The sequence below is a fragment of the Pandoraea nosoerga genome, assembly GCF_902459585.1.
Lineage (GTDB): Bacteria > Pseudomonadota > Gammaproteobacteria > Burkholderiales > Burkholderiaceae > Pandoraea > Pandoraea nosoerga.
Genome location: NZ_CABPSC010000020.1, coordinates 41,073 through 59,858 on the forward strand (window position 1 = coordinate 41,073; position 18,786 = coordinate 59,858).

Below are 18,786 nucleotides of genomic sequence, written 5' to 3' on the forward strand. Positions count from 1 at the left end.
TGCAATGAAGGGACGAAGGAGAATGCGCAATGCATGAAGTGCAGATGCTGATCGGCGGGCAGTGGCGCGGCGCGCAGGGCGGCGCAACGTTCGAGCGGATCGATCCGGTGACGGGCGAGGTGGCGAGCCGCGCGCCGGCGGCCACGCTGGCCGACGCGCAGGCCGCGGCTGACGCCGCGCAGGCGGCCTTTCCGGCGTGGGCGGCGCTCTCGCCCACGGCACGCCGCCAGCGCCTGCTTGCCGCGGCCGAGTGCATGGACGCGCGCGCGGCGGAGTTCATCGCAATCGGTGCGGCCGAGACCGGGGCCATGGCCAACTGGTATGGCTTTAACGTCATGCTCGCCGCGAACATGCTGCGCGAGGCGGCGGCGATGACCACGCAGATCGACGGCAGCGTGATTCCGAGCGACGTGCCGGGCAGCCTCGCACTCGCCGTGCGCTCCCCGGTCGGCGTGGTGCTGGGCATCGCGCCGTGGAACGCCCCGGTGATTCTCGCCACGCGCGCGCTCGCCATGCCGCTTGCCTGCGGCAACACGGTGGTGCTCAAGGCCTCGGAGCAGTGCCCCGGCGTGCATGCGCTCATCGGCGCGTGCCTGCACGAGGCTGGCCTCGGCGATGGCGTGGTCAATGTCGTGACGAACGCGCCGCAGGACGCCGGCGACATCGTGGCGCACCTCATCGCGCACCCTGCGGTGCGGCGCGTGAACTTCACCGGCTCCACGCACGTGGGCCGCATCATCGCGAGGCTGGCGGCCGAGCATCTGAAACCGGCGTTGCTCGAACTCGGCGGCAAGGCGCCGGTGCTCGTGCTCGACGACGCCGACCTGGATGCGGCCGTCGACGGTATCGCCTTCGGCGCGTTCTTCAATCAGGGGCAGATCTGCATGTCGACCGAGCGTGTGATCGTCGACGCGAAGATCGCCGACGCCTTCGTCGAGAAGCTCACCGCCAAGGCAGCCAAGCTGCGCGCGGGCGCCCCCACGTCGCCCGACAGTGTGCTCGGCGCGATGGTGAGCGCACAGGCGGCCTCGCGTGTCGCCGCGCTGGTGGAGGACGCGCGCGAGCACGGCGCGCGCCTGCCGCTGGGCTGCCGCGTGGAGGGCGCGATCATGCAGGCTACCATCGTCGACGGCGTGACGCCCGCAATGCGTCTGTATCGCGAAGAGTCGTTCGGGCCGGTGGTCACCATCGAGCGCGTGAGCGGCGACGAAGACGCCGTGCGCGTGGCCAACGACAGCGAATTCGGCCTGTCGGCGGCGATCTTCAGTCGCGACGTGGCTCGCGCGATGCAACTCGCCAGAAGAATCGAGTCCGGCATCTGCCACATCAACGGCCCGACGGTGCACGACGAAGCGCAGATGCCGTTCGGCGGCGTGAAGGCCAGCGGTTACGGACGCTTCGGCAGCAAGGCGTCCATCGGCGAGTTCACCGAACTGCGCTGGATCACCGTGCAGACCACACCGCGCCATTACCCGATCTGATCGCCAGGGCGCCTGCGGGCGCGACGACGAATGAGGATGCGCCCGCGCGCGAATGCTCCCGAGAGAGCGGCGCGCCCGGGCGACGCAGGAGACAGTGTTTTGAACCAAGGCAACAACACGGCCCCGGACGGGCATCGCTACCGCCGGGTCACCATCGGCAACCCCGGCGTCGAAGTGCGGCGCGACGGCGAGTTCTGGTACCTGCGCTCGCGCGAGCCGCTGGGCGACTTTCCCGTGCGGCTCACCGACCGGCTCGTGTCCGGTGCGGCGCGTCACCCCGAGCGCTGGCTCGTTGCGCGGCGCGGCCCGGACGGCCAGTGGATCGGCATCAGTTACGCACAGATGCTCTCGCGGGCGCGTGCGATCGGTCAGGCGCTGCGAGATCGTGGGCTGTCACCGGAGCGCCCCATCGCCATCCTGTCGGGCAACGATCTCGAACATTTCCAGCTCGCGCTCGGCGCCATGGTGGCCGGCGTACCCTTCGCGCCAATTTCGCCGGCGTACTCGATCGTGTCGACGGATTTCGGCAAGCTGCGGCACACGATGGACCTGCTGCAGCCGGGGCTCGTGTACGCGAGCGACGCGAGCGCCTATGGCCGCGCGATGGACGCGGTGCTACCCGCGGAGGTGATCCGCGTCTCGGCGCAGGGCGGGCACGGCACGCTCGCGTTCGATGCGCTGCTCGACACCACGCCGCGCGACATCGACGCGCATCACGCCAGGGTCAACGCCGACACGGTGGCGAAGATTCTGTTCACGTCCGGCTCGACGCGCCAGCCGAAGGCCGTACCCACCACGCAACGCATGTTGTGCAGCAACCAGCAGATGCTGCTGCAGACGTTTCCCACTTTCGGCGAGCAACCGCCCGTACTGGTCGACTGGCTGCCGTGGAATCACACCTACGGCGGCAGCCACAACGTGGGCATCGCGCTCTACAACGGCGGCACGTTGTACATCGACGACGGCAAGCCCGTGGCCGGCAAGTTCGAGGAGACACTGCGCAACCTGCGCGAGATTTCGCCCACGGTGTACTTCAACGTGCCCAAGGGCTGGGAAGATCTCGCCATCGCGCTGGAGACGGACGCCGTGTTGCGCGAGCGTTTCTTCGCGCGCGTGAATCTCTATTTCTTCGGCGGCGCGGGGTTGTCGCAGGCCGCGTGGGACCGGCTCGAGCGCGTGACCGAAGCGCACTGCGGCGAGCGCATCCGGATCATGTCCGGCCTGGGCATGACCGAGACGTCGCCCAGTTGCATGTTCACGACGGGCCCGATCATGCGCGCGGGCTACATCGGCCTGCCGGCGCCGGGCTGCGAGGTCAAGCTCGCACCGGTCGGCGGCAAGCTCGAAGTGCGCTTTCGCGGCCCGAACGTGATGGCGGGCTACTGGCACCATGTGGCGACGGACCCCGTGTTCGACGAGGAAGGCTACTACTGCACGGGCGACGCCGCGACGTTTGTCGACGTGGCGCAGCCGGAGCTCGGGCTGCAGTTCGACGGCCGCATTACCGAGGACTTCAAGCTCACGTCGGGCACGTTCGTGAGCGTGGGTCCGCTGCGCGCGCGCGTGATCTCGGAAGGGGCGCCCTACGTGCAGGACGCCGTCGTCACCGGCATCAACCGGGCCGACATCGGCCTGATGGTGTTTCCGCGCGTGGAGGACTGCCGTCGCCTGAGCGGACTGGGCGCCGACGCGCCGCTCGCCGAGGTGCTCGCCTCGCCGGCCGTGCGCGACGTCTTCTCGGCGCTGCTCGAGCGGCTCAATGCCACTGCCGGCGGCAGCGCGACCTACGTTGCGCGGCTCATGCTGCTCGACACGCCGCCGTCGCTCGATCGCGGCGAGGTGACCGACAAGGGCTCGATCAACCAGCGGGCCGTGCAGGACCACCGCGCCGCGGCGGTCGATGCCCTGCACGCGGCACAGCCGGGCAAGACGGAGGACCCGCGCATCATTCTTGCGCCGGCCCGACGCTGACATGGCGAGCCCGGCATCGCAAAGCGCGGCGCAGGACATTGCGTTCGTGCTGGAAACGCTCGGCGTGGGCGAAGCGCTCGCGCGTCTCGCGCCGTTGCGCGAACTCGACACGGCAACGCTCGTGCAGGTCGTCGACGAGGCCGCGCGCTTCGCGGGCGACGTGCTCGCGCCGCTCAACGCCGTGGGCGAGCGCGAGGGCTGCACATGGCGCGAGACCAACGGCGGCGAGGTGCGCACGCCCGCCGGCTTTGCCGACGCCTATCGGCGATATCGCGAGGCCGGCTGGCCGTCGCTGCCGTGCGATCCGTCGCTTGGCGGGCAAGGCCTGCCGGTAGTCGCGCAAGTGGCGGTGCAGGAGCTCACCGCCGGGGCGAACCTCGCCTGGACCATGTATCCCGGCATTCTGCATGGCGCCTACGAGTGCGTGCATCGCTTCGGAAGCGAGGCCTTGCGGGCTGCCTGGCTCGGGCCGTTGGTCAGCGGCGAAACGCTCGCGACCATGTGCCTGACCGAACCGGGCGCGGGCAGCGACCTTGGCCGGATCCGCACGCGTGCGCAATGGGCCGACGACGCGCACGAAACGGCCCGTATCACCGGCGAGAAGATCTTCATCTCGGGCGGCGAGCACGACCTCACGCCCAATATCGTGCATCTGGTGCTGGCCCGCACGCCCGGGGCCCCGGCCGGCAGCGCGGGGCTCTCGCTGTTTCTCGCGCCCAAGGTGCTGGCCGACGGCCGGCGCAACGCCGTGCGCTGCACGGGCCTCGAGCACAAGATGGGCATTCGCGGCAGCGCCACGTGTTCGATGGCGTTCGAGGGCGCCATCGGCTATCTCGTCGGCGCGCCCAACCGCGGACTCGAAGCGATGTTCGCGATGATGAACTCCGCGCGCCTGCATGTCGGCGCGTCGGGCGTCGGCCTCGCGCAGCGCGCCTACGACATGGCGCTGCGCCACGCCCATGAGCGCGTGCAGTCGCGTGTGGCCGATGGTGCGCCGGATGCACCCATCGCGCAGCATCCGGCCGTGTGGCGGCTGCTCGAGGGGCAGCGCGTGGCGGTCGAAGGCGCGCGACTGTTGCTGTATCGGGCCGCGCTCGCCGTCGACGAGTCGCATCACGCCCAGACCGCGCAGGCCCGCGCGCAGGCCCATGCCCTGGCGGCGCTGCTCACGCCCGTCGTCAAAGCAATGCTCACCGAGCGGGCTTTTCTCGGGGCGAGCGACGCGCTGCAGGTGTTCGGCGGCTACGGTTACATCGAAGAGACCGGGATCTCGCAGGTGCTGCGCGACGCGCGCGTCCCGATGATCTACGAAGGCACCAACGAAATCCAGGCCGTGGATCTTCTTCTGCGCAAGATTGCGAAGGACGACGGCGCCGCGTTGTCGCACTGGCTGTCATGGGCGCGCTCGCAAGTCGCCGAGGCGCGCCGTCTGGAGGGCCTCGGCGGGTTCGATGCGGCGCTCGCCTGCCTGGACGAGTGGGCGCAGCTCATGGCACCGCTGCTCGCGCTGACGCGGACGTCGCCGCGCGCGGCGCTGTGCGTGGCGGGCGAAGTGATGCGCTCGGTGCATGGACTGTCCATGGCGGGACTGTGGGCGCACGCCGCGCTCGCGGCAGTTGCGGCCGGCAGGGCGGATCGCGCCAAGTGCCGGGCCGCGCGCTACTGGCTCAAGTTCGAACTGCCGCAGACCCGGTGCGCGATGGCGATCGTCGCGGCACAACTGACCGATCCGGAGACGGCCGAATGAATCTCGACAAACTCGTCGCCATCGACACGCACGTGCACGCCGAGGTGTCGTGCTGCCAGCCGCCGGACCTGTTCGGCAAGGCGTTCGACGACGCCGCCGACAAGTACTTCGGCACGGTGCTCAAGCAGAACCGCCGCCCGACGATTCCGCAGACCATCGAGCATTATCGCGAGCGCAACATCGGCTTCGTGATGTTTACGGTCGATTGCGAGGCGAACATTGGCCGTCGCCGCATTCCGAACGAGGAGATCGCGGGATTTGCACAGGAGAACGCCGACATCATGATCGCATTCGCGAGCATCGATCCGCACAAGGGACGCATGGGCGTGCGCGAGGCGCGGCGTCTCGTCGAGACGTTCGGTGTGCGCGGCTTCAAGTTCCATCCGACCATGCAGGGATTCTTCGCGAACGACCGCATGGCGTATCCGATGTACGAACTGATCGCCGAGCACAAGCTCACGGCGGTCTTCCACAGCGGCCATTCGGGCATCGGCTCCGGCATGCCGGGCGGCGGCGGTCTGCGGCTCAAGTTCTCGGAGCCGATTCACCTCGACGACGTGGCGACGGACTTTCCCGACATGAACATCGTCATCGCGCATCCGTCGTGGCCCTGGCAATCGCAGGCGCTGTCCATCGCGCTGCACAAGCCGAACGTCTACATCGATCTGTCGGGATGGTCGCCGAAGTACTTTTCGCCGGAGCTGATCCAGTATGCCAATTCGCTGCTGCGCGAGAAGATGCTGTTCGGCTCGGACTTCCCGCTGATCGCGCCCGATCGCTGGCTTCGCGACTTCGAGACGGCCGGCTTTCGCGACGAGGTCAGGCCGCTGCTGCTCAAGACGAACGCGGCGCGCATGCTCGGACTTGGAGGACAGGCCTGAGAGCGGGGCCCCGAGGCTACCCCGATGCGGACCTTCGGCGCGGATGTCAGCGCAGCCCCGGCATGCCGTAGCGCAGGCGAGCGGCCTCGCGCATGGCGCTGATAAGCGTTTGCTCCGGCGGGGTGGGCAAGGTGTCGTTGCGCCACAGAATGCCGATGGACTCCTCGGTGCCTTTCATGGCGAAGGGCAGGGCGCACAGCACACCCTGCGCCAGGTCGTCCTGCACGGTGATTTCCGAGGCGATCCAGACGACGTCGTCGTGCAGCGCCATCGCGCGCGCGAGCGACATCGACAGCAGTTCGGAATAGTCGTCGAGCGCGCCGACGCCGTGCGCGCGCAGGAAGCTGTCGGCCGTGTGGCGCAGGATCGTGCCGTGCGGTGGCAGCACCACATGGTAGCCGGCCACGTCGGCGAGCGACACGCTGCGCTGTTGCGCGAGCGGATGCGACGCACGCACGACCACGCACAGCGGAGTGGCGCACAGGTGCTCGAACGTGAGCCCGGCCATGCCCTCCGGGTCCGACATGCGACCGAGCGCGAGCGCGACCTGTCCGGACTTCAGTTGCGCGAGGAGCTGCTGGTTCGCGCCGGTATGCACCTGCACGACGATGCCGGGCCACTCGCGGCGGAATGTCGCGAGCACGCCGGGCATCATGGCCGCCGCCAGCGTGGGCAGCACGGCGATCTCGACCACGCCGCCCGTCTGGCCGACCGCTCGCGAGAGCACGTCGATGCCCTGACGCAGCGCGCTCACGCTCGCGCCCGCGTGGCGCAGGAACAGTTCGGCCTGTGCCGTCGGCCGCGCGCCGTTGCGTCCGCGATCGAACAGGCGCACGCCCAGGAGCCCCTCGAGCTCGGCAATCGTCTTGCTGACGGCGGGCTGGGTAATGGACAGCGCCTCGGCGGCGCGCTGCAGGCTGCCGTGTTGCGCCACGGCGAGCAGGCATTGGAGATGGCGCAGCTTGATCCGGCCGTCGAGTCGATGTCGTTCCATGCCGGGAAGTTATGAAAAGCCTAAGAAAATGTCAATAAATATATCCGTTCATTATGGATATAGTTGTCGAAAACAAACTGGCGGGCGCGCGGCGCCTGGCCGGACCGTCAACACAAAAATGGAGTGAGACCATGTCGAAAACGACAACCGTCCTGCGCCCCCGCGACTGGGATTCGCATCCCAGGCTCATCGACAGCGGGTACAAGTCCACGGCGCTGCGCGGCCCCAAACAACTGCTCGTCCCGATCAAGCAGAACCTGGCCGACCTGCGCGCGCCGGTGTACGGCCACGGCATCATCGGCGAGCTCGATGGCGATCTCACGCGCAATGCCGTGCGTAACGGCGAGCCGCTCGGCGAGCGCATCATCGTCACGGGCCGCGTGCTCGACGAAGGTGGCCGTCCGGTGCCCAACACGCTCGTCGAGCTCTGGCAGGCGAACGCATGCGGCCGCTACGTGCACAAGGTCGATCAGCACGATGCGCCGCTCGACCCCAACTTTCTCGGTGCCGGCCGTGCGCTGACCGACGCGCAGGGCCGTTACAAATTCCTGACGATCAAGCCGGGCGCCTATCCGTGGAAGAACCACCACAACGCCTGGCGTCCGCAGCATTTGCACTTCTCGGTGTTCGGTCAGTACTTCGCGACCCGTCTGGTCACGCAGATGTATTTCCCGGGCGATCCGCTACTCGCCTACGATCCGATCTTCCAGGCCACGCCCGCGCACGCGCGCGACCGTCTGATCGCGCGCTTCTCGATGGATGTCACCGAGCCGGAGTACGCGCTGGGTTATGAGTTCGACATCGTGCTGCGCGGTGCCGATCAAACGCCGATGGAGTCCTGAGCCATGTCCGAATACAAACAAACGCCGTCGCAAACGGTCGGTCCGTACTTCGCCTACGGCTTGTCGCCCGAGCAATACCTGTATGACTTCAAGAGCGCCTTTACGCCGGTCGTGGCGACCGAGCGCGCCGAGGGCGAAGCGATCCGCCTGATCGGGCAGGTGCTCGACGGCGCGGGCAACCCGATCAACGACGCGCTCATCGAGATCGTTCAGGCCGACGCCCACGGGCGTTATGTGCAGAGCGCGGACGATATCGCGCGCACCGGCTTTGCCGGTGCGGGCCGCTGCGGCACGGGCACCGATCCCGAGAATCGCTTCATCATCGAAACGATCAAGCCGGGCGCGGTCGCCCCGGGTGAGGCGCCGCGCATCGACGTGATCCTGACGATGCGGGGCTTGCTCAATCACTTGTTTACGCGTATCTATTTCGACGACGAGGCCGCGGCCAACGCGCTCGACCCGGTGCTCCGGCAAGTGCCGGCCGAGCGTCGCCACACGCTCGTGGCGCGCCGCGAGGTGAGCGGCGGCCGCGTGTCGTACCGGTTCGACATCCGCATGCAGGGCGACGAGGAGACGGTATTCCTCGATCTCTGAGTTCGGCCATGCAAGGCTGAAACTGGCGCGGCTTCGGGCCGTCGGCAGCACGATGCCGGCGGCCTGCGGCCGCATCCGCATTTTTGCAACGCATCAACCACATCGAATTTCCGATGACGGAACTGCTTGACTCCTTGCTGCGCGGCGCTGCCGTGGCCAAGCGCTTTTCGCGCGACGCCACCCTGCAGGCCATGCTCGACTTCGAAGTGGCGCTCGCCAGTGCCGAAGCGGACGCGGGGCTCATTCCCGCCGCGGCCGTAGCGCCCATTGCCGCCGCCGCCCGGGCGAGCGAGCTCGACTGGCCGGCGTTGCGCGACGACGCGGCGCGCGCGGGCAACCTCGCCATTCCCCTCGTCAAGCAACTGACCGCCCGCGTGAGCGCGCGCGACGCCGAAGCCGCGCGCTTCGTCCATTGGGGGGCCACCAGCCAGGACGCCATCGACACCGGCCTCGTCCTGCAGGTGCGCGGCGCGCTCGACGATCTCGGCGCCGATCTCGACCGCCTGATCCATCGCCTCGCCGCGCAGGTGCGCGCGCATCGCGCGACGGTGATGATCGGACGCACATGGCTGCAGCACGCACTGCCCACCACGTTCGGCCTCAAGCTCGCCGGCACGCTCGACGCGCTGCTGCGCGCGCGCGCCGACCTGGCTGGCGTGCGCGAGCAGGCGCTATGCGTGCAGTTCGGCGGTGCGGCGGGCACGCTCGCGTCGCTCGGCACGCAAGGCCCCGCCGTCGCGGCGGCGCTCGCCCGTCGCCTGCATTTGCAAGAGGCGGCGACACCGTGGCATGGCCAGCGCGATCGCATTGTGCGCGTGGGCAGCTGGGCAGCTTCGCTCACGGGCTTGCTGGGCAAGTTCGCGCGCGACACGGCGCTGCTCACGCAGACCGAGGTCGGCGAGATCGCGGAAGCTTCCGGCCCGGGGCGCGGCGGGTCGTCGACCATGCCGCACAAGCGCAATCCGGTCGGCTGCGCGTCGATCCTGGCCGCCGCCGCCCGTACACCGCAACTCGCCGCCACGCTCTTTGGCGCGATGCAGCAGGATCACGAGCGCGGGCTGGGCACCTGGCACGCCGAGTGGGAGACGCTGCCCGAACTGCTCATGCTGTGCGGCGGTGCGCTGGCCGCCGCATGCGCGCTGGTCGAGGAGTGGAGCGTCGACACCGCACGCATGCGCGCGAACGTCGACATCACGCACGGGCTCATCATGGCTGAGGCGGTCACCATGGCGCTGGCCGAATCGATGGGCCGGCTCGAGGCGCATCGCCGTGTGGAGGCGCGCTGCCGCGATGCGATCGCGCAGCGGCGCCATCTGCTCGACGTGCTGCGCGAGGACGAGGCCATCACCGCGCTGCTGTCGGCCGAGGCGCTCGCGCGGCTGACGGAACCTCAACACTATCTGGGCGCCGCCGAGACGTTCGTGGACCGTGTACTGGCGCATGCCGACGTCGCGATGGCCCCCCAATCCCCAACCGGCAGGACATCCCAATGAACGATCAGGAACGCTACGACAACGGCATGCAGGTGCGCCGCGCCGTGCTCGGCGACGCGCACGTCGAGCGCACGCTCACGCGTCGCAACGAATTCAACGACGACTTCCAGAACTTCATCACGCGCTTTGCCTGGGGCGATGTCTGGACGCGGCCGGGCCTCACGCGCCACATGCGCAGCATGATCACGCTCTCGCTGCTCATCGCCCTCAATCGGGGCGACGAGTTCCGCATGCACGTTCGCGCGGCCTTCAACAACGGCGTGACGCGTAACGAGATGAAGGAGCTGTTCCTGCACGCCGCGCTGTACTGCGGTCTGCCCGCCGCGAATCAGGCGATTCACGACGCGGAGAAAGTGTTCGCGGAAATGGAAGCGGCCGATCCGGGTTCCACCACCCGCGCGCGCGATGGCGCGCAAGGATGAGGGGGCGAGGGCAATGACCGTGGAACGATTGATCGACATCGGCGACGCCGCGCTGCGCGTGGCCATCGACGGCGACGCATGCGCGCCGGCGCTCGTGCTCTCCAACTCGCTCGGTACGACGCTCGACATGTGGGCGCCGCAAGTGGACGTGCTCGCGCGCGAATTCCGCGTGATCCGCTACGACACGCGCGGGCACGGCGGCTCGTCCGCGACGCCGGGCCCCTACACCATCGACCAGTTGGGGCGCGACGTGCTCGCGCTGCTCGATGCGCTCGAGATCGAGCGCGCGAATCTGGCGGGCGTGTCGATGGGCGGCATGACGGGCATGTGGCTGGGCATTCACGCGCCGCAGCGCCTCGCACGCCTCGCCATCATCTGCTCGTCGGCGCACATCGGCGGTGAGGATGGCTGGAACGCGCGCATTCGCGCCGTGAGTTCCGAAGGGATGGGCGCGGTCGCGGACGCTGTCGTCTCGCGCTGGTTCACGCCCGCGTATGCCGAGCGCGAACCGGAGACCATCGAGCGCATGAAGGCGATGTTCCGTTCGATCTCGCCGCAGGGCTACGCCGCGGCGTGCGCTGCCGTGCGCGACATGAACCAGCTCGACGAGATCGCTTCGATCAAGGCGCCGACGCTCGTCGTGACCGGTGCCGACGATCTGGCTACGCCCCCCGCGATGTCGACGGCGATGGTGGAGCGCATTCCGGGCGCGACGCAGGTGATCGTGCCGGGCGCGCACCTGTCGAACATCGAATGCGCGACGGCGGTGAGCGATGCGTTGCTGACCTTCCTGCTGGGCGGCGCGCCCTAGTCCTTGTCGCCCAGATGCGCGTGTTGCGCCGTGCGCCGGAAGGCCGACGGCGTGACGCCGACGTGGCGCTTGAACACGCGGCAGAAGTACGCCGGGTCCTGGAAACCGAGCTCATAGGCTACGTGCGAGACGGGCGCCGGAATGTAGATGAGCTTGCGCCGGGCCTCGAGCATGAGCCGGTCCTGCACGAGATCGAACGCCGACTTGCCGGCGATGCGCCGGCACAGCCGATTGAGCTTGCTCTCGGTCACGTGCAGTCTTTCCGCGTAGGTGGGAATCGACCACGCCTCGGTGTAGTGCGTCTCGACGAGTGCGCGAAAGCGGGCGAACAATTCCAGTTCCATGCGGCCCGCACGGCTTGCCGAGTCGTGGTGAGCGTGCAGCCGTGCGAGCAGCAGCAGTACGCTGCGCGTGAGCCATCCGACCATTTCCGCGTGCCCCAGCTGAGGACGTGAAAACTCGTCCATGATCAGACCCAGCAGCGTGTAGAGACGGTCGCGCGTTTGCGGGGCGTCGCCCAGCGTGAAGAGCCAGGGCTTGCTCAGCAGCGACTCCATGTCGGCATCGACGCCGAGCGCCGCATCGAACGGCACGCGCTGCGCCATCGTCAGCACGAAGCCGTGGGCGCCGCGCGAGAACCGAAAGTTGTGCACGGCCGACGGATGCACCGTGATCACGGCGGGGCCTTCGACTTCCCACGTCGCGTCGTCGACGTTCGCCTCGACCGTGCCTTCGAAGATGGCGAGCACCTGAAACAGTCCGAGATGCCGGTGCGTGTCGATATGCCAATCATAGAGACGGCTGCGCGTCTCGATCCATTCAATGTGCACGAAGTCGGCGCTGTCCGTTTCCGTCAACTCGCCGTACAGCGAGAATTCCGGGATCGTCTCGCGCGCCGCGCGCAGCCGGGATGACGCGACTGACATACTGGTTTTCCCTTGGGCGAAGTTGTCGAAAAAGTACAAGAAAGTCGTCGATTCATCCATTCAACGCGACGCGCGCGCTCCATAAGATATGACGCATCCGCCCCTGGTGACAAGGCGTGAGCCGATCTTTCGACATGCTCGTTTACGCGCAGTCGTCGGTGAGGGCACCGTGCGCAATGCAACCGAGAAATGCAATCCGCCCCGGCCCCCTGCTGCTTCGGTCGCTCCCGTGGTTCCTCGTCGCGGATGCCCGGCGCCGTTCGCCGGTCACCGTCCGCCGATCAGGGGCGTAGCACTTTCAGGAGACAACCCATGCGCACCCATTACCCCGTCGTCATCGTCGGCGCAGGCCCCGCCGGTCTGCTGCTCTCCCACCTGCTGCACCTGCAGGGCATCGAATCCGTCGTGCTCGAATCGCGCTCGCGCGAAGCGGTGGAGTCGACCATCCGCGCCGGCGTGCTCGAGCAGGGCACGATGGACATTCTCGACGAGACGGGCGTGGGCGAGCGCATGCGTCGCGAAGGTGCGGTGCACCACGGCATCGAACTGGCGTTCGGCGGCGAGCGCCATCGCATCGCGCTCACCGAACTCACCGGCCGTGCCATCACCGTCTACGCGCAGCACGAGGTCATCAAGGATCTGATCGCGGCGCGCGAAGCGGCGCAGGGCGAAATTCTGTTCGACGTGTCGGACGTCTCGGTGCACGGCGCCGACACCGCGCAACCGAGCGTGCAGTTCACCTGGGGCGGCAAGACGCGCCGCCTCACGTGCGACTTCATCGCCGGGTGCGACGGCTTTCACGGCGTTTGCCGCGCGGCCATGCCCGATTCGGTGCGCAGGGAATACCAGCGCGTGTACCCGTTCGGCTGGTTCGGCGTGCTCGTCGAGGCGCCGCCGTCGTCGGCCGAGCTCATCTACGCCGCGCATGAGCGCGGCTTCGCGCTCATCAGCACGCGCTCGCCGACGGTGCAACGCATGTACTTTCAGTGCGATCCGAGCGAGCGCGCGCAGGAATGGAGCGACGAGCGCATCTGGCATGAATTGCACACGCGCACCGAGAGCCACGACGGCTGGCGTCTGACCGAAGGCCGCATTTTCCAGAAGAACGTGGTGGCCATGCGCAGCTTCGTGGCCACGCCGATGCAGCACGGACGCCTGTTCCTCGCGGGCGACGCGGCGCACATCGTGCCGCCCACGGGGGCGAAGGGCATGAACCTGGCCGTGGCGGACGTGTGGCGTCTTGCGCGGGCGCTCGACGCGTTTTTCCATCGAGACGACGAGACCGGACTGCGCGGCTATTCGGAGGCGGCGCTCAAGCGCGTCTGGCGCGCCGAGCACTTCTCCTACTGGATGACGCGCCTGCTGCACCGCCTCGACGACGCCTCGCCGTTCGACCAGCAAATGCAGCGTGCCGAACTGGAATACGTGGTGAGTTCGCGCGCCGCGTCGCTCACACTGGCGGAAAACTACGTCGGGCTGCCGCTCGCCTGACGCGCAAGGGGGCGTGCCGGCGCCCCCGGCGATAATCGCCGGTGCGGCCGGGGGCATAACCTGCCGTTATGGATGGCTTGACGAAAGATCATTTCGGCGGACGGGCGAAACCCTTACAGTAGCGGCAGAATCCGGTGCCGCCGCGCGGCGCGGGGCGCGCCGCGCCCGTCCCCCCACGGGCCTTGCCGCGGGCGCCGGAGTTCATATCAGCTCACACGAGTTCACATAAGAACGGAATGACATGCGGGGCCGACGCGCCCCCAGGAGACAGACTCATGACGCATTCGCGCACGGTGGACGTGCCCGCCTATATCAACGCACAACGGTTTTCCGGCTATCAGTGGCTGGTGCTGATCCTGTGTTTTTTCATCGTCGCCATCGACGGCTTCGACACGGCAGCCATCGGCTACATCGCGCCGTCGCTCGTGCAGCAGTGGCACATCGACAAGGGCTCGCTCGGACCGGTGCTGTCCGCGGCGCTGTTCGGCCTGGCCGGCGGCGCGATCTTCGCGGGCCCGCTGGCCGATCGGCTCGGCCGCAAGACGATGCTGGTGCTCTCGGTCGTCTTCTTTGGCATGGCCAGTCTCGCGACGGCGCTCGCGCAGGACCTCCAGACGCTCACGCTGCTGCGCTTTCTGACCGGTCTCGGGCTTGGCGCCGCCATGCCGAACGCCGTCACGCTGATTTCCGAGTTCGCGCCCGAGGCGCGCCGCGCGGTGATCGTCAATACGATGTTCTGCGGCTTCCCGCTCGGTGCGTCGGTGGGCGGGTTCGTCGCGTCGTGGCTGATTCCGCACTTCGGCTGGCATAGCGTGCTGGTGCTCGGCGGCGTGTTGCCGCTGGTGTTGTCGGTGCTGCTGGTGCTGTGGCTGCCGGAGTCGGTGAAGTTTCTCGTGGTGCGTCAGAAACCGCTCGCGCGCGTGCGTCGGATTCTCTCGCGCATCTCGGGCGAGTCGCTCGAGGACGTGAGCGTCTTTACCGTGGTCGAACCGGTGCCGCGGCGTGCCGGCTCCGCCATTGGGGTCGTGCTCTCGAGGCAATACGGCTTCGGCTCGATCATGCTGTGGCTCACTTACTTCATGGGCCTCGTGATCTTCTACCTGCTCACGAGCTGGATGCCGATCCTGTTCAAGGACGCGGGCTTCAGTATCGAGCGGGCCGCGCTGGTCACGGCGCTGTTCCCGCTCGGCGGCGGCATCGGCACGATCCTCTCCGGCTGGCTGATGGACAAGTTCAACGCGCAGAAGGTCGTGGCGCTGGGCTACGCCCTGACGGCCGTGCTCGTGTATGCGGTCGGGCAGGCGATGGGCAATATCGGCTTGCTGGTCACGCTGATCTTCCTGGCGGGCACGGCGATGAACGGCGCGCAGTCATCGATGCCCTCGCTCGCCGCCATGTTCTACCCGACGCAAGGGCGCGCCACGGGCGTGGCGTGGATGCTCGGCATTGGCCGCTTCGGCGGCATTGCCGGCGCGCTGCTCGGCGCGGAATTGATGCGCCGCCATCTCGGCTTCTCGGCGACGTTCTCGCTGCTCGCCGTGCCGGCCGTGATCGCCACCGTCGCGCTGCTTGCGAAAAACGCCTGGGAACGCACGACGGGCCAGCCGTCGGCTCAGCCGGGCAGCGACGCCCGCAACTCCGCCGCCATGCACTGACGTGTGACGCCGCGGCCAGACGGTGGCCGCGGCGCCCGCCGGACCCGATGCGGCGCCTGTTCGAGCGCGCCGCTTTTCATGGCGTGAGCGCCTATGCGCCTTCGCCGTCGGCTTTCGTCAGCGTTTCGATCATCGCCATCGCCGCGGCCGGATTGCGTTCCTTGAAGCCGCTGATGACGTAGAAAAACACGTCGCGCTGCGCGGCATCGGGCGGCGCGCCGTCCACCGTCTCGAGATCGCCGGGGATTTCGCCTCTCGCGAACGTTCGCGCCCGTTCGACCCATTCGGCCACGGCCTTCGGGGCGTAGCCGAGCTTGTAGCGGGCCTGAGTCCCCATGAGCCGGGCGTAGACGAACGGTGCGGTGACGTCGGGGATGCAGGGGAACCTGGCGTCGCCCGCGAGCACGATGGCCATTCCGTATTTGCGCGCCAGCGCGACGAATGCCGGCACGGCGAAACTCTCGTGGCGCACTTCGAGCGCATGGCGGATCGGCTGGGCGCCGGCTGACGTGGGCAGCAGGCTCAGGAAGTGTTCGAAGTCCTCGGCGTCGAAGGTCTTGGTCGGGGCGAATTGCCAGTTCACCGGTCCTAGCTTCTTGCCCAGCTCGAGCACACCACTGTCGAAAAAGCGCGCCACCGATTCGCCGGCCTCGCCGAGCACGCGACGATGCGTGGCGTAGCGCGGCGCCTTGACGGAGAACACGAAGTCGTCGGGCGTCTCCTCGAACCAGTGGCGGAACGTGGCCGGCTTTTGCGAGCCGTAGAACGTGCTGTTGATTTCGATCGAGGTGAGGTGCTGGCTGGCGTATTCCAACTCGCGGCGCTTCGGCCACTTCTGCGGATAGAACGTGCCTTGCCACGGGGCGAAATTCCAGCCGCCCACGCCGATGCGGATGCGCCCGGCGCGAGTCGATGCCTTCGGCGTCTTGGGCGTCTGGGGCGTCTGGGGAGTCTTGGTTGCTGCCATCGTTGCTGCCATGTTCGCTGCCATCCTCGCTGCTATGGTCGCCAACGTCGGGAATGGCGCACGCGAGCGTGCGCGCAGGTGAGGGGTGAAGTCCCCGATGGTGAGGCAACGACCCGGCGCGCGTCAATGGCGAGGACGACCCGCGCCGGCGCAGCGATTATTTGCGTCGGCGTCCAAGATGAAGCATGCGCTCGCGAACCTCTTCTTCCGAGCGCCAGTGCTCGGCCGGCTTGACCAGATCGCTGCGGCTGATGATGCCGATGAGCCTGCGCGAGGTGGCGTCGCTCACCACCGGCAAGCGCTCGAGTTGGTGCGCGGCGAAGCGCGCCGACACGATGCGCCCGGTCTCCGAGGGCAACGCCACCAGCGGCGGATTCACGCCGTACAACTGGCCCAGCGTCCGCATGCCCTGCGCCTGCGCGCGCAGCAGCGCCTGCCGATCGACCATGCCGAGCACGCCGTGTGCGGCATCGACCACCGGATACGCGCGGTGGATCTGCGTGGCGCCGAAGGCCTGCCGCGCGGCCTCTTCGATCGTCATGTCGGCGCTGAGCGACACCGGCTCGCGCGTCATCAATTCGGCCACGTGCAGGCGCTCGAGCGGATCGACGCCGTACTCGCGATGGATGTGGCGCCCGCGCCGTGCGATCTTCTCCGTCATGATCGAGCGCGGCATGATCCAGATGGTGATGCCGTATGACACGCCGCAAGTGAGCAGCAGCGGCAGCAGGGCATTGACGTCATGCGTGAGGCCCAGCGCGAAGACGATGGCCGTGAGCGGCGCGCCCAGCACGCCGGCGAGCGTGGCCGCCATGCACACGAGCGCCCACAGCGAAACGTCGCCGCCGGGCAGCACCGGGGCGAGCAGCGTGCCGAGGCCCGCGCCGATCATGAGCAGCGGGGCGAGCACGCCGCCCGAGGTGCACGAACCGAGCGCGATGGCCCAGATGACGGCCTTCACCAGCAGCAGCGCGAGGGCGGCGTGCAGCGTGAAGTGGCCGGCGAGCAGGTCGGCGATGACGTCATAGCCCACACCCAGCGCGCGCGGCTGCAGATAGCCGCCGACGCCGACGGCGATGCCGCCGAGCGCCGGCCACCACATCCAGTGCACCGGCAGCTTGTGAAAGGCGTCTTCGATGGCGTAGAGCGCGCGCGACATGCCGGCCGACAGCGCGCCCGCGCACAGCCCCGCGATCAGGCACGAGACGAGGGCGATCGGCTCGGCGGCGGGCGTCGTCATCGGAAACAGCGGGCCCGCTTCGAGCAACAGCGGCCGGGCGAAGCCCGCCACGGCGCATGCGACGATGACCGGCAGCAGGCTGCGAGGCCGCCATTCGAAGAGCAGCAGCTCGACGGCCAGCAACACGGCGGCGACCGGCGTGCCGAATACGGCCGTCATGCCGGCGGTGGCGCCGGCGACGAGCAGCGTCTTGCGCTCGGCGGCGCTCAGATGGAAGTACTGTGCGATTAGCGAGCCGATCGCGCCGCCCGTCATGATGATCGGGCCCTCGGCGCCGAACGGGCCGCCGCTGCCGATCACGATGCCCGATGACAACGGCTTGAGGACCGCCACGCGCGGCGACATCTTGCTCTTGCCGAACAGGATCGCCTCGATCGCCTCGGGAATGCCGTGACCGCGAATCTTGTCGCTGCCGAAACGGGCCATGCCGCCCACGATCAGGCCGCCGATGACGGGCAGCACGATGACCAGCGCGCCGAGCGTGTGGTTGGCCGGCGAGCGCGGGGCGAACGACAGCGTCTGGTAGAAAAACAGGTTGGTGAAGCCCTGGATCAGATTCAGCAGCAGCCAGGCGGCGGGTACGCCGCAAAAGCCGATGACGCACGCCAGCACGATCAGCCGCGGCAGCCCCGGCGAGCGCGTGAAATCGCGCGCATGGGCGTGCGCATTCATGGAAGTCGTGGTGTTGGGAACGGAGGCCATGACGATGTGGTGATTACAGGTGAACGCCGCGAATGTGGAAGATGTCGGCGAAGGTGCTCAACTCGTTGCGATGCTGGGCGGCGAGGGACGACAGGCACGCCTCGCCCGCGGCCGACAGATGGACCTCCACCACGCGCCGGTCGCTCTCGTTCTGACGGCGGGTCACGAGGCCCGCCTTTTCGCAGCGCGCCACGAGTGCCACCACGCTGTGATGGACCGCCTGCAGGCGCTCGGCCAATTCACTGATCGACGCCCACTCGCGCCCCGGTATACCCTTCACGTGCAGGAGCAGCAGGTATTGCTGCGGCGTGATGCCGCCCGCGCGGGCGGCGGCCTCGCTGAAGTTCAGGAAGCGGCGCAGGCGGTAGCGGAATTCGGAGAGCGCTTCGAAATCGCTCTTGGTCAACGCGGCGGCGGTGAGCGGAGCGTTGGCGGCATCAGCGGCATCGACAGCATCATGCGACTGCGAGGGTGCTGCCGGGCGGGGTGAAGAAGGCGGCTGCGACATGACGGAACGGCGAGAGTCCGAAAACCGAAAAACATATCATATTGCGATATATCTGGGGGGC

Annotated in this window: 16 protein-coding genes; 11 read left to right on the top strand and 5 right to left on the bottom strand. The window is 68.2% G+C overall.

What is annotated here, in order from left to right; genetic code table 11:
- Positions 1-29: 29 nt before the first annotated feature.
- Genes PNO31109_RS20285 through PNO31109_RS20300 form a run of 4 tightly spaced genes read left to right on the top strand, consistent with a single transcriptional unit; the run spans position 30 to position 6,080 of the window.
- On the top strand, positions 30-1,481 hold the full coding sequence (locus tag PNO31109_RS20285; protein WP_150557242.1) for an aldehyde dehydrogenase: 1,452 nt from the start codon (positions 30-32) through the stop codon (positions 1,479-1,481).
- 36 nt (positions 1,482-1,517) lie between these two features.
- Positions 1,518-3,452: a feruloyl-CoA synthase gene (locus PNO31109_RS20290; protein WP_150557271.1), complete on the top strand. Its 1,935-nt coding sequence runs from the start codon at positions 1,518-1,520 to the stop codon at positions 3,450-3,452.
- 1 nt (position 3,453) lies between these two features.
- A complete protein-coding gene (locus PNO31109_RS20295) occupies positions 3,454-5,199 on the top strand; it encodes an acyl-CoA dehydrogenase family protein (protein ID WP_150557243.1) in 1,746 nt (581 codons plus the stop codon).
- The gene (locus tag PNO31109_RS20300; protein ID WP_150557244.1) at positions 5,196-6,080 is read left to right on the top strand and encodes an amidohydrolase family protein; all 885 of its coding nucleotides are present in this window, start codon (positions 5,196-5,198) and stop codon (positions 6,078-6,080) included. Before PNO31109_RS20295 ends, PNO31109_RS20300 begins: the two co-directional genes overlap by 4 nt.
- Positions 6,081-6,126: 46 nt before the next feature.
- Here PNO31109_RS20300 and pcaQ read toward each other — a convergent pair whose 3' ends face one another.
- Positions 6,127-7,074, bottom strand: a complete 948-nt coding sequence (gene pcaQ / locus PNO31109_RS20305; protein ID WP_150557245.1) for a pca operon transcription factor PcaQ — start codon at positions 7,072-7,074, stop codon at positions 6,127-6,129.
- 131 nt (positions 7,075-7,205) lie between these two features.
- Between pcaQ and pcaH the strand changes: the two genes are divergently transcribed.
- From pcaH to pcaD, 5 genes are all read left to right on the top strand, one after another.
- Positions 7,206-7,916, top strand: coding sequence for a protocatechuate 3,4-dioxygenase subunit beta (gene pcaH / locus PNO31109_RS20310; RefSeq protein WP_150557246.1), 711 nt, complete (start codon positions 7,206-7,208; stop codon positions 7,914-7,916).
- A gap of 3 nt (positions 7,917-7,919) precedes the next feature.
- A complete protein-coding gene (gene pcaG, locus PNO31109_RS20315) occupies positions 7,920-8,510 on the top strand; it encodes a protocatechuate 3,4-dioxygenase subunit alpha (RefSeq protein WP_150557247.1) in 591 nt (196 codons plus the stop codon).
- A 113-nt stretch (positions 8,511-8,623) separates the two neighbouring features.
- Complete coding sequence (locus PNO31109_RS20320) at positions 8,624-10,003, top strand: 3-carboxy-cis,cis-muconate cycloisomerase (protein ID WP_150557248.1); 1,380 nt, start codon at positions 8,624-8,626, stop codon at positions 10,001-10,003.
- On the top strand, positions 10,000-10,425 hold the full coding sequence (gene pcaC / locus PNO31109_RS20325) for a 4-carboxymuconolactone decarboxylase (RefSeq protein ID WP_150557249.1): 426 nt from the start codon (positions 10,000-10,002) through the stop codon (positions 10,423-10,425). Before PNO31109_RS20320 ends, pcaC begins: the two co-directional genes overlap by 4 nt.
- Positions 10,426-10,438: 13 nt before the next feature.
- Entirely contained in the window at positions 10,439-11,236 is a 798-nt protein-coding gene (gene pcaD / locus PNO31109_RS20330) for a 3-oxoadipate enol-lactonase (protein ID WP_150557250.1), read from the top strand.
- On the opposite strand, the gene PNO31109_RS20335 is transcribed toward pcaD, so the two are convergent.
- A complete protein-coding gene (locus tag PNO31109_RS20335; protein ID WP_174966486.1) occupies positions 11,233-12,162 on the bottom strand; it encodes a helix-turn-helix domain-containing protein in 930 nt (309 codons plus the stop codon). The two genes, pcaD and PNO31109_RS20335, sit on opposite strands and share 4 nt — an antisense overlap.
- Before the next feature lie 312 nt (positions 12,163-12,474).
- Between PNO31109_RS20335 and PNO31109_RS20340 the strand changes: the two genes are divergently transcribed.
- The gene (locus PNO31109_RS20340) at positions 12,475-13,653 is read left to right on the top strand and encodes a 4-hydroxybenzoate 3-monooxygenase (RefSeq protein ID WP_150557252.1); all 1,179 of its coding nucleotides are present in this window, start codon (positions 12,475-12,477) and stop codon (positions 13,651-13,653) included.
- A 275-nt stretch (positions 13,654-13,928) separates the two neighbouring features.
- Positions 13,929-15,308 (top strand): MFS transporter, encoded by a 1,380-nt coding sequence (locus PNO31109_RS20345; protein WP_150557253.1) that lies wholly within the window; start codon positions 13,929-13,931, stop codon positions 15,306-15,308.
- 91 nt (positions 15,309-15,399) lie between these two features.
- On the opposite strand, the gene PNO31109_RS20350 is transcribed toward PNO31109_RS20345, so the two are convergent.
- From PNO31109_RS20350 to PNO31109_RS20360, 3 genes are all read right to left on the bottom strand, one after another.
- On the bottom strand, positions 15,400-16,287 hold the full coding sequence (locus PNO31109_RS20350) for a DUF72 domain-containing protein (RefSeq protein ID WP_241014119.1): 888 nt from the start codon (positions 16,285-16,287) through the stop codon (positions 15,400-15,402).
- A gap of 145 nt (positions 16,288-16,432) precedes the next feature.
- The gene (locus tag PNO31109_RS20355; protein ID WP_150557273.1) at positions 16,433-18,187 is read right to left on the bottom strand and encodes a chloride channel protein; all 1,755 of its coding nucleotides are present in this window, start codon (positions 18,185-18,187) and stop codon (positions 16,433-16,435) included.
- A gap of 43 nt (positions 18,188-18,230) precedes the next feature.
- The gene (locus tag PNO31109_RS20360) at positions 18,231-18,725 is read right to left on the bottom strand and encodes a MarR family winged helix-turn-helix transcriptional regulator (protein WP_241014118.1); all 495 of its coding nucleotides are present in this window, start codon (positions 18,723-18,725) and stop codon (positions 18,231-18,233) included.
- Positions 18,726-18,786 lie beyond the last annotated feature (61 nt).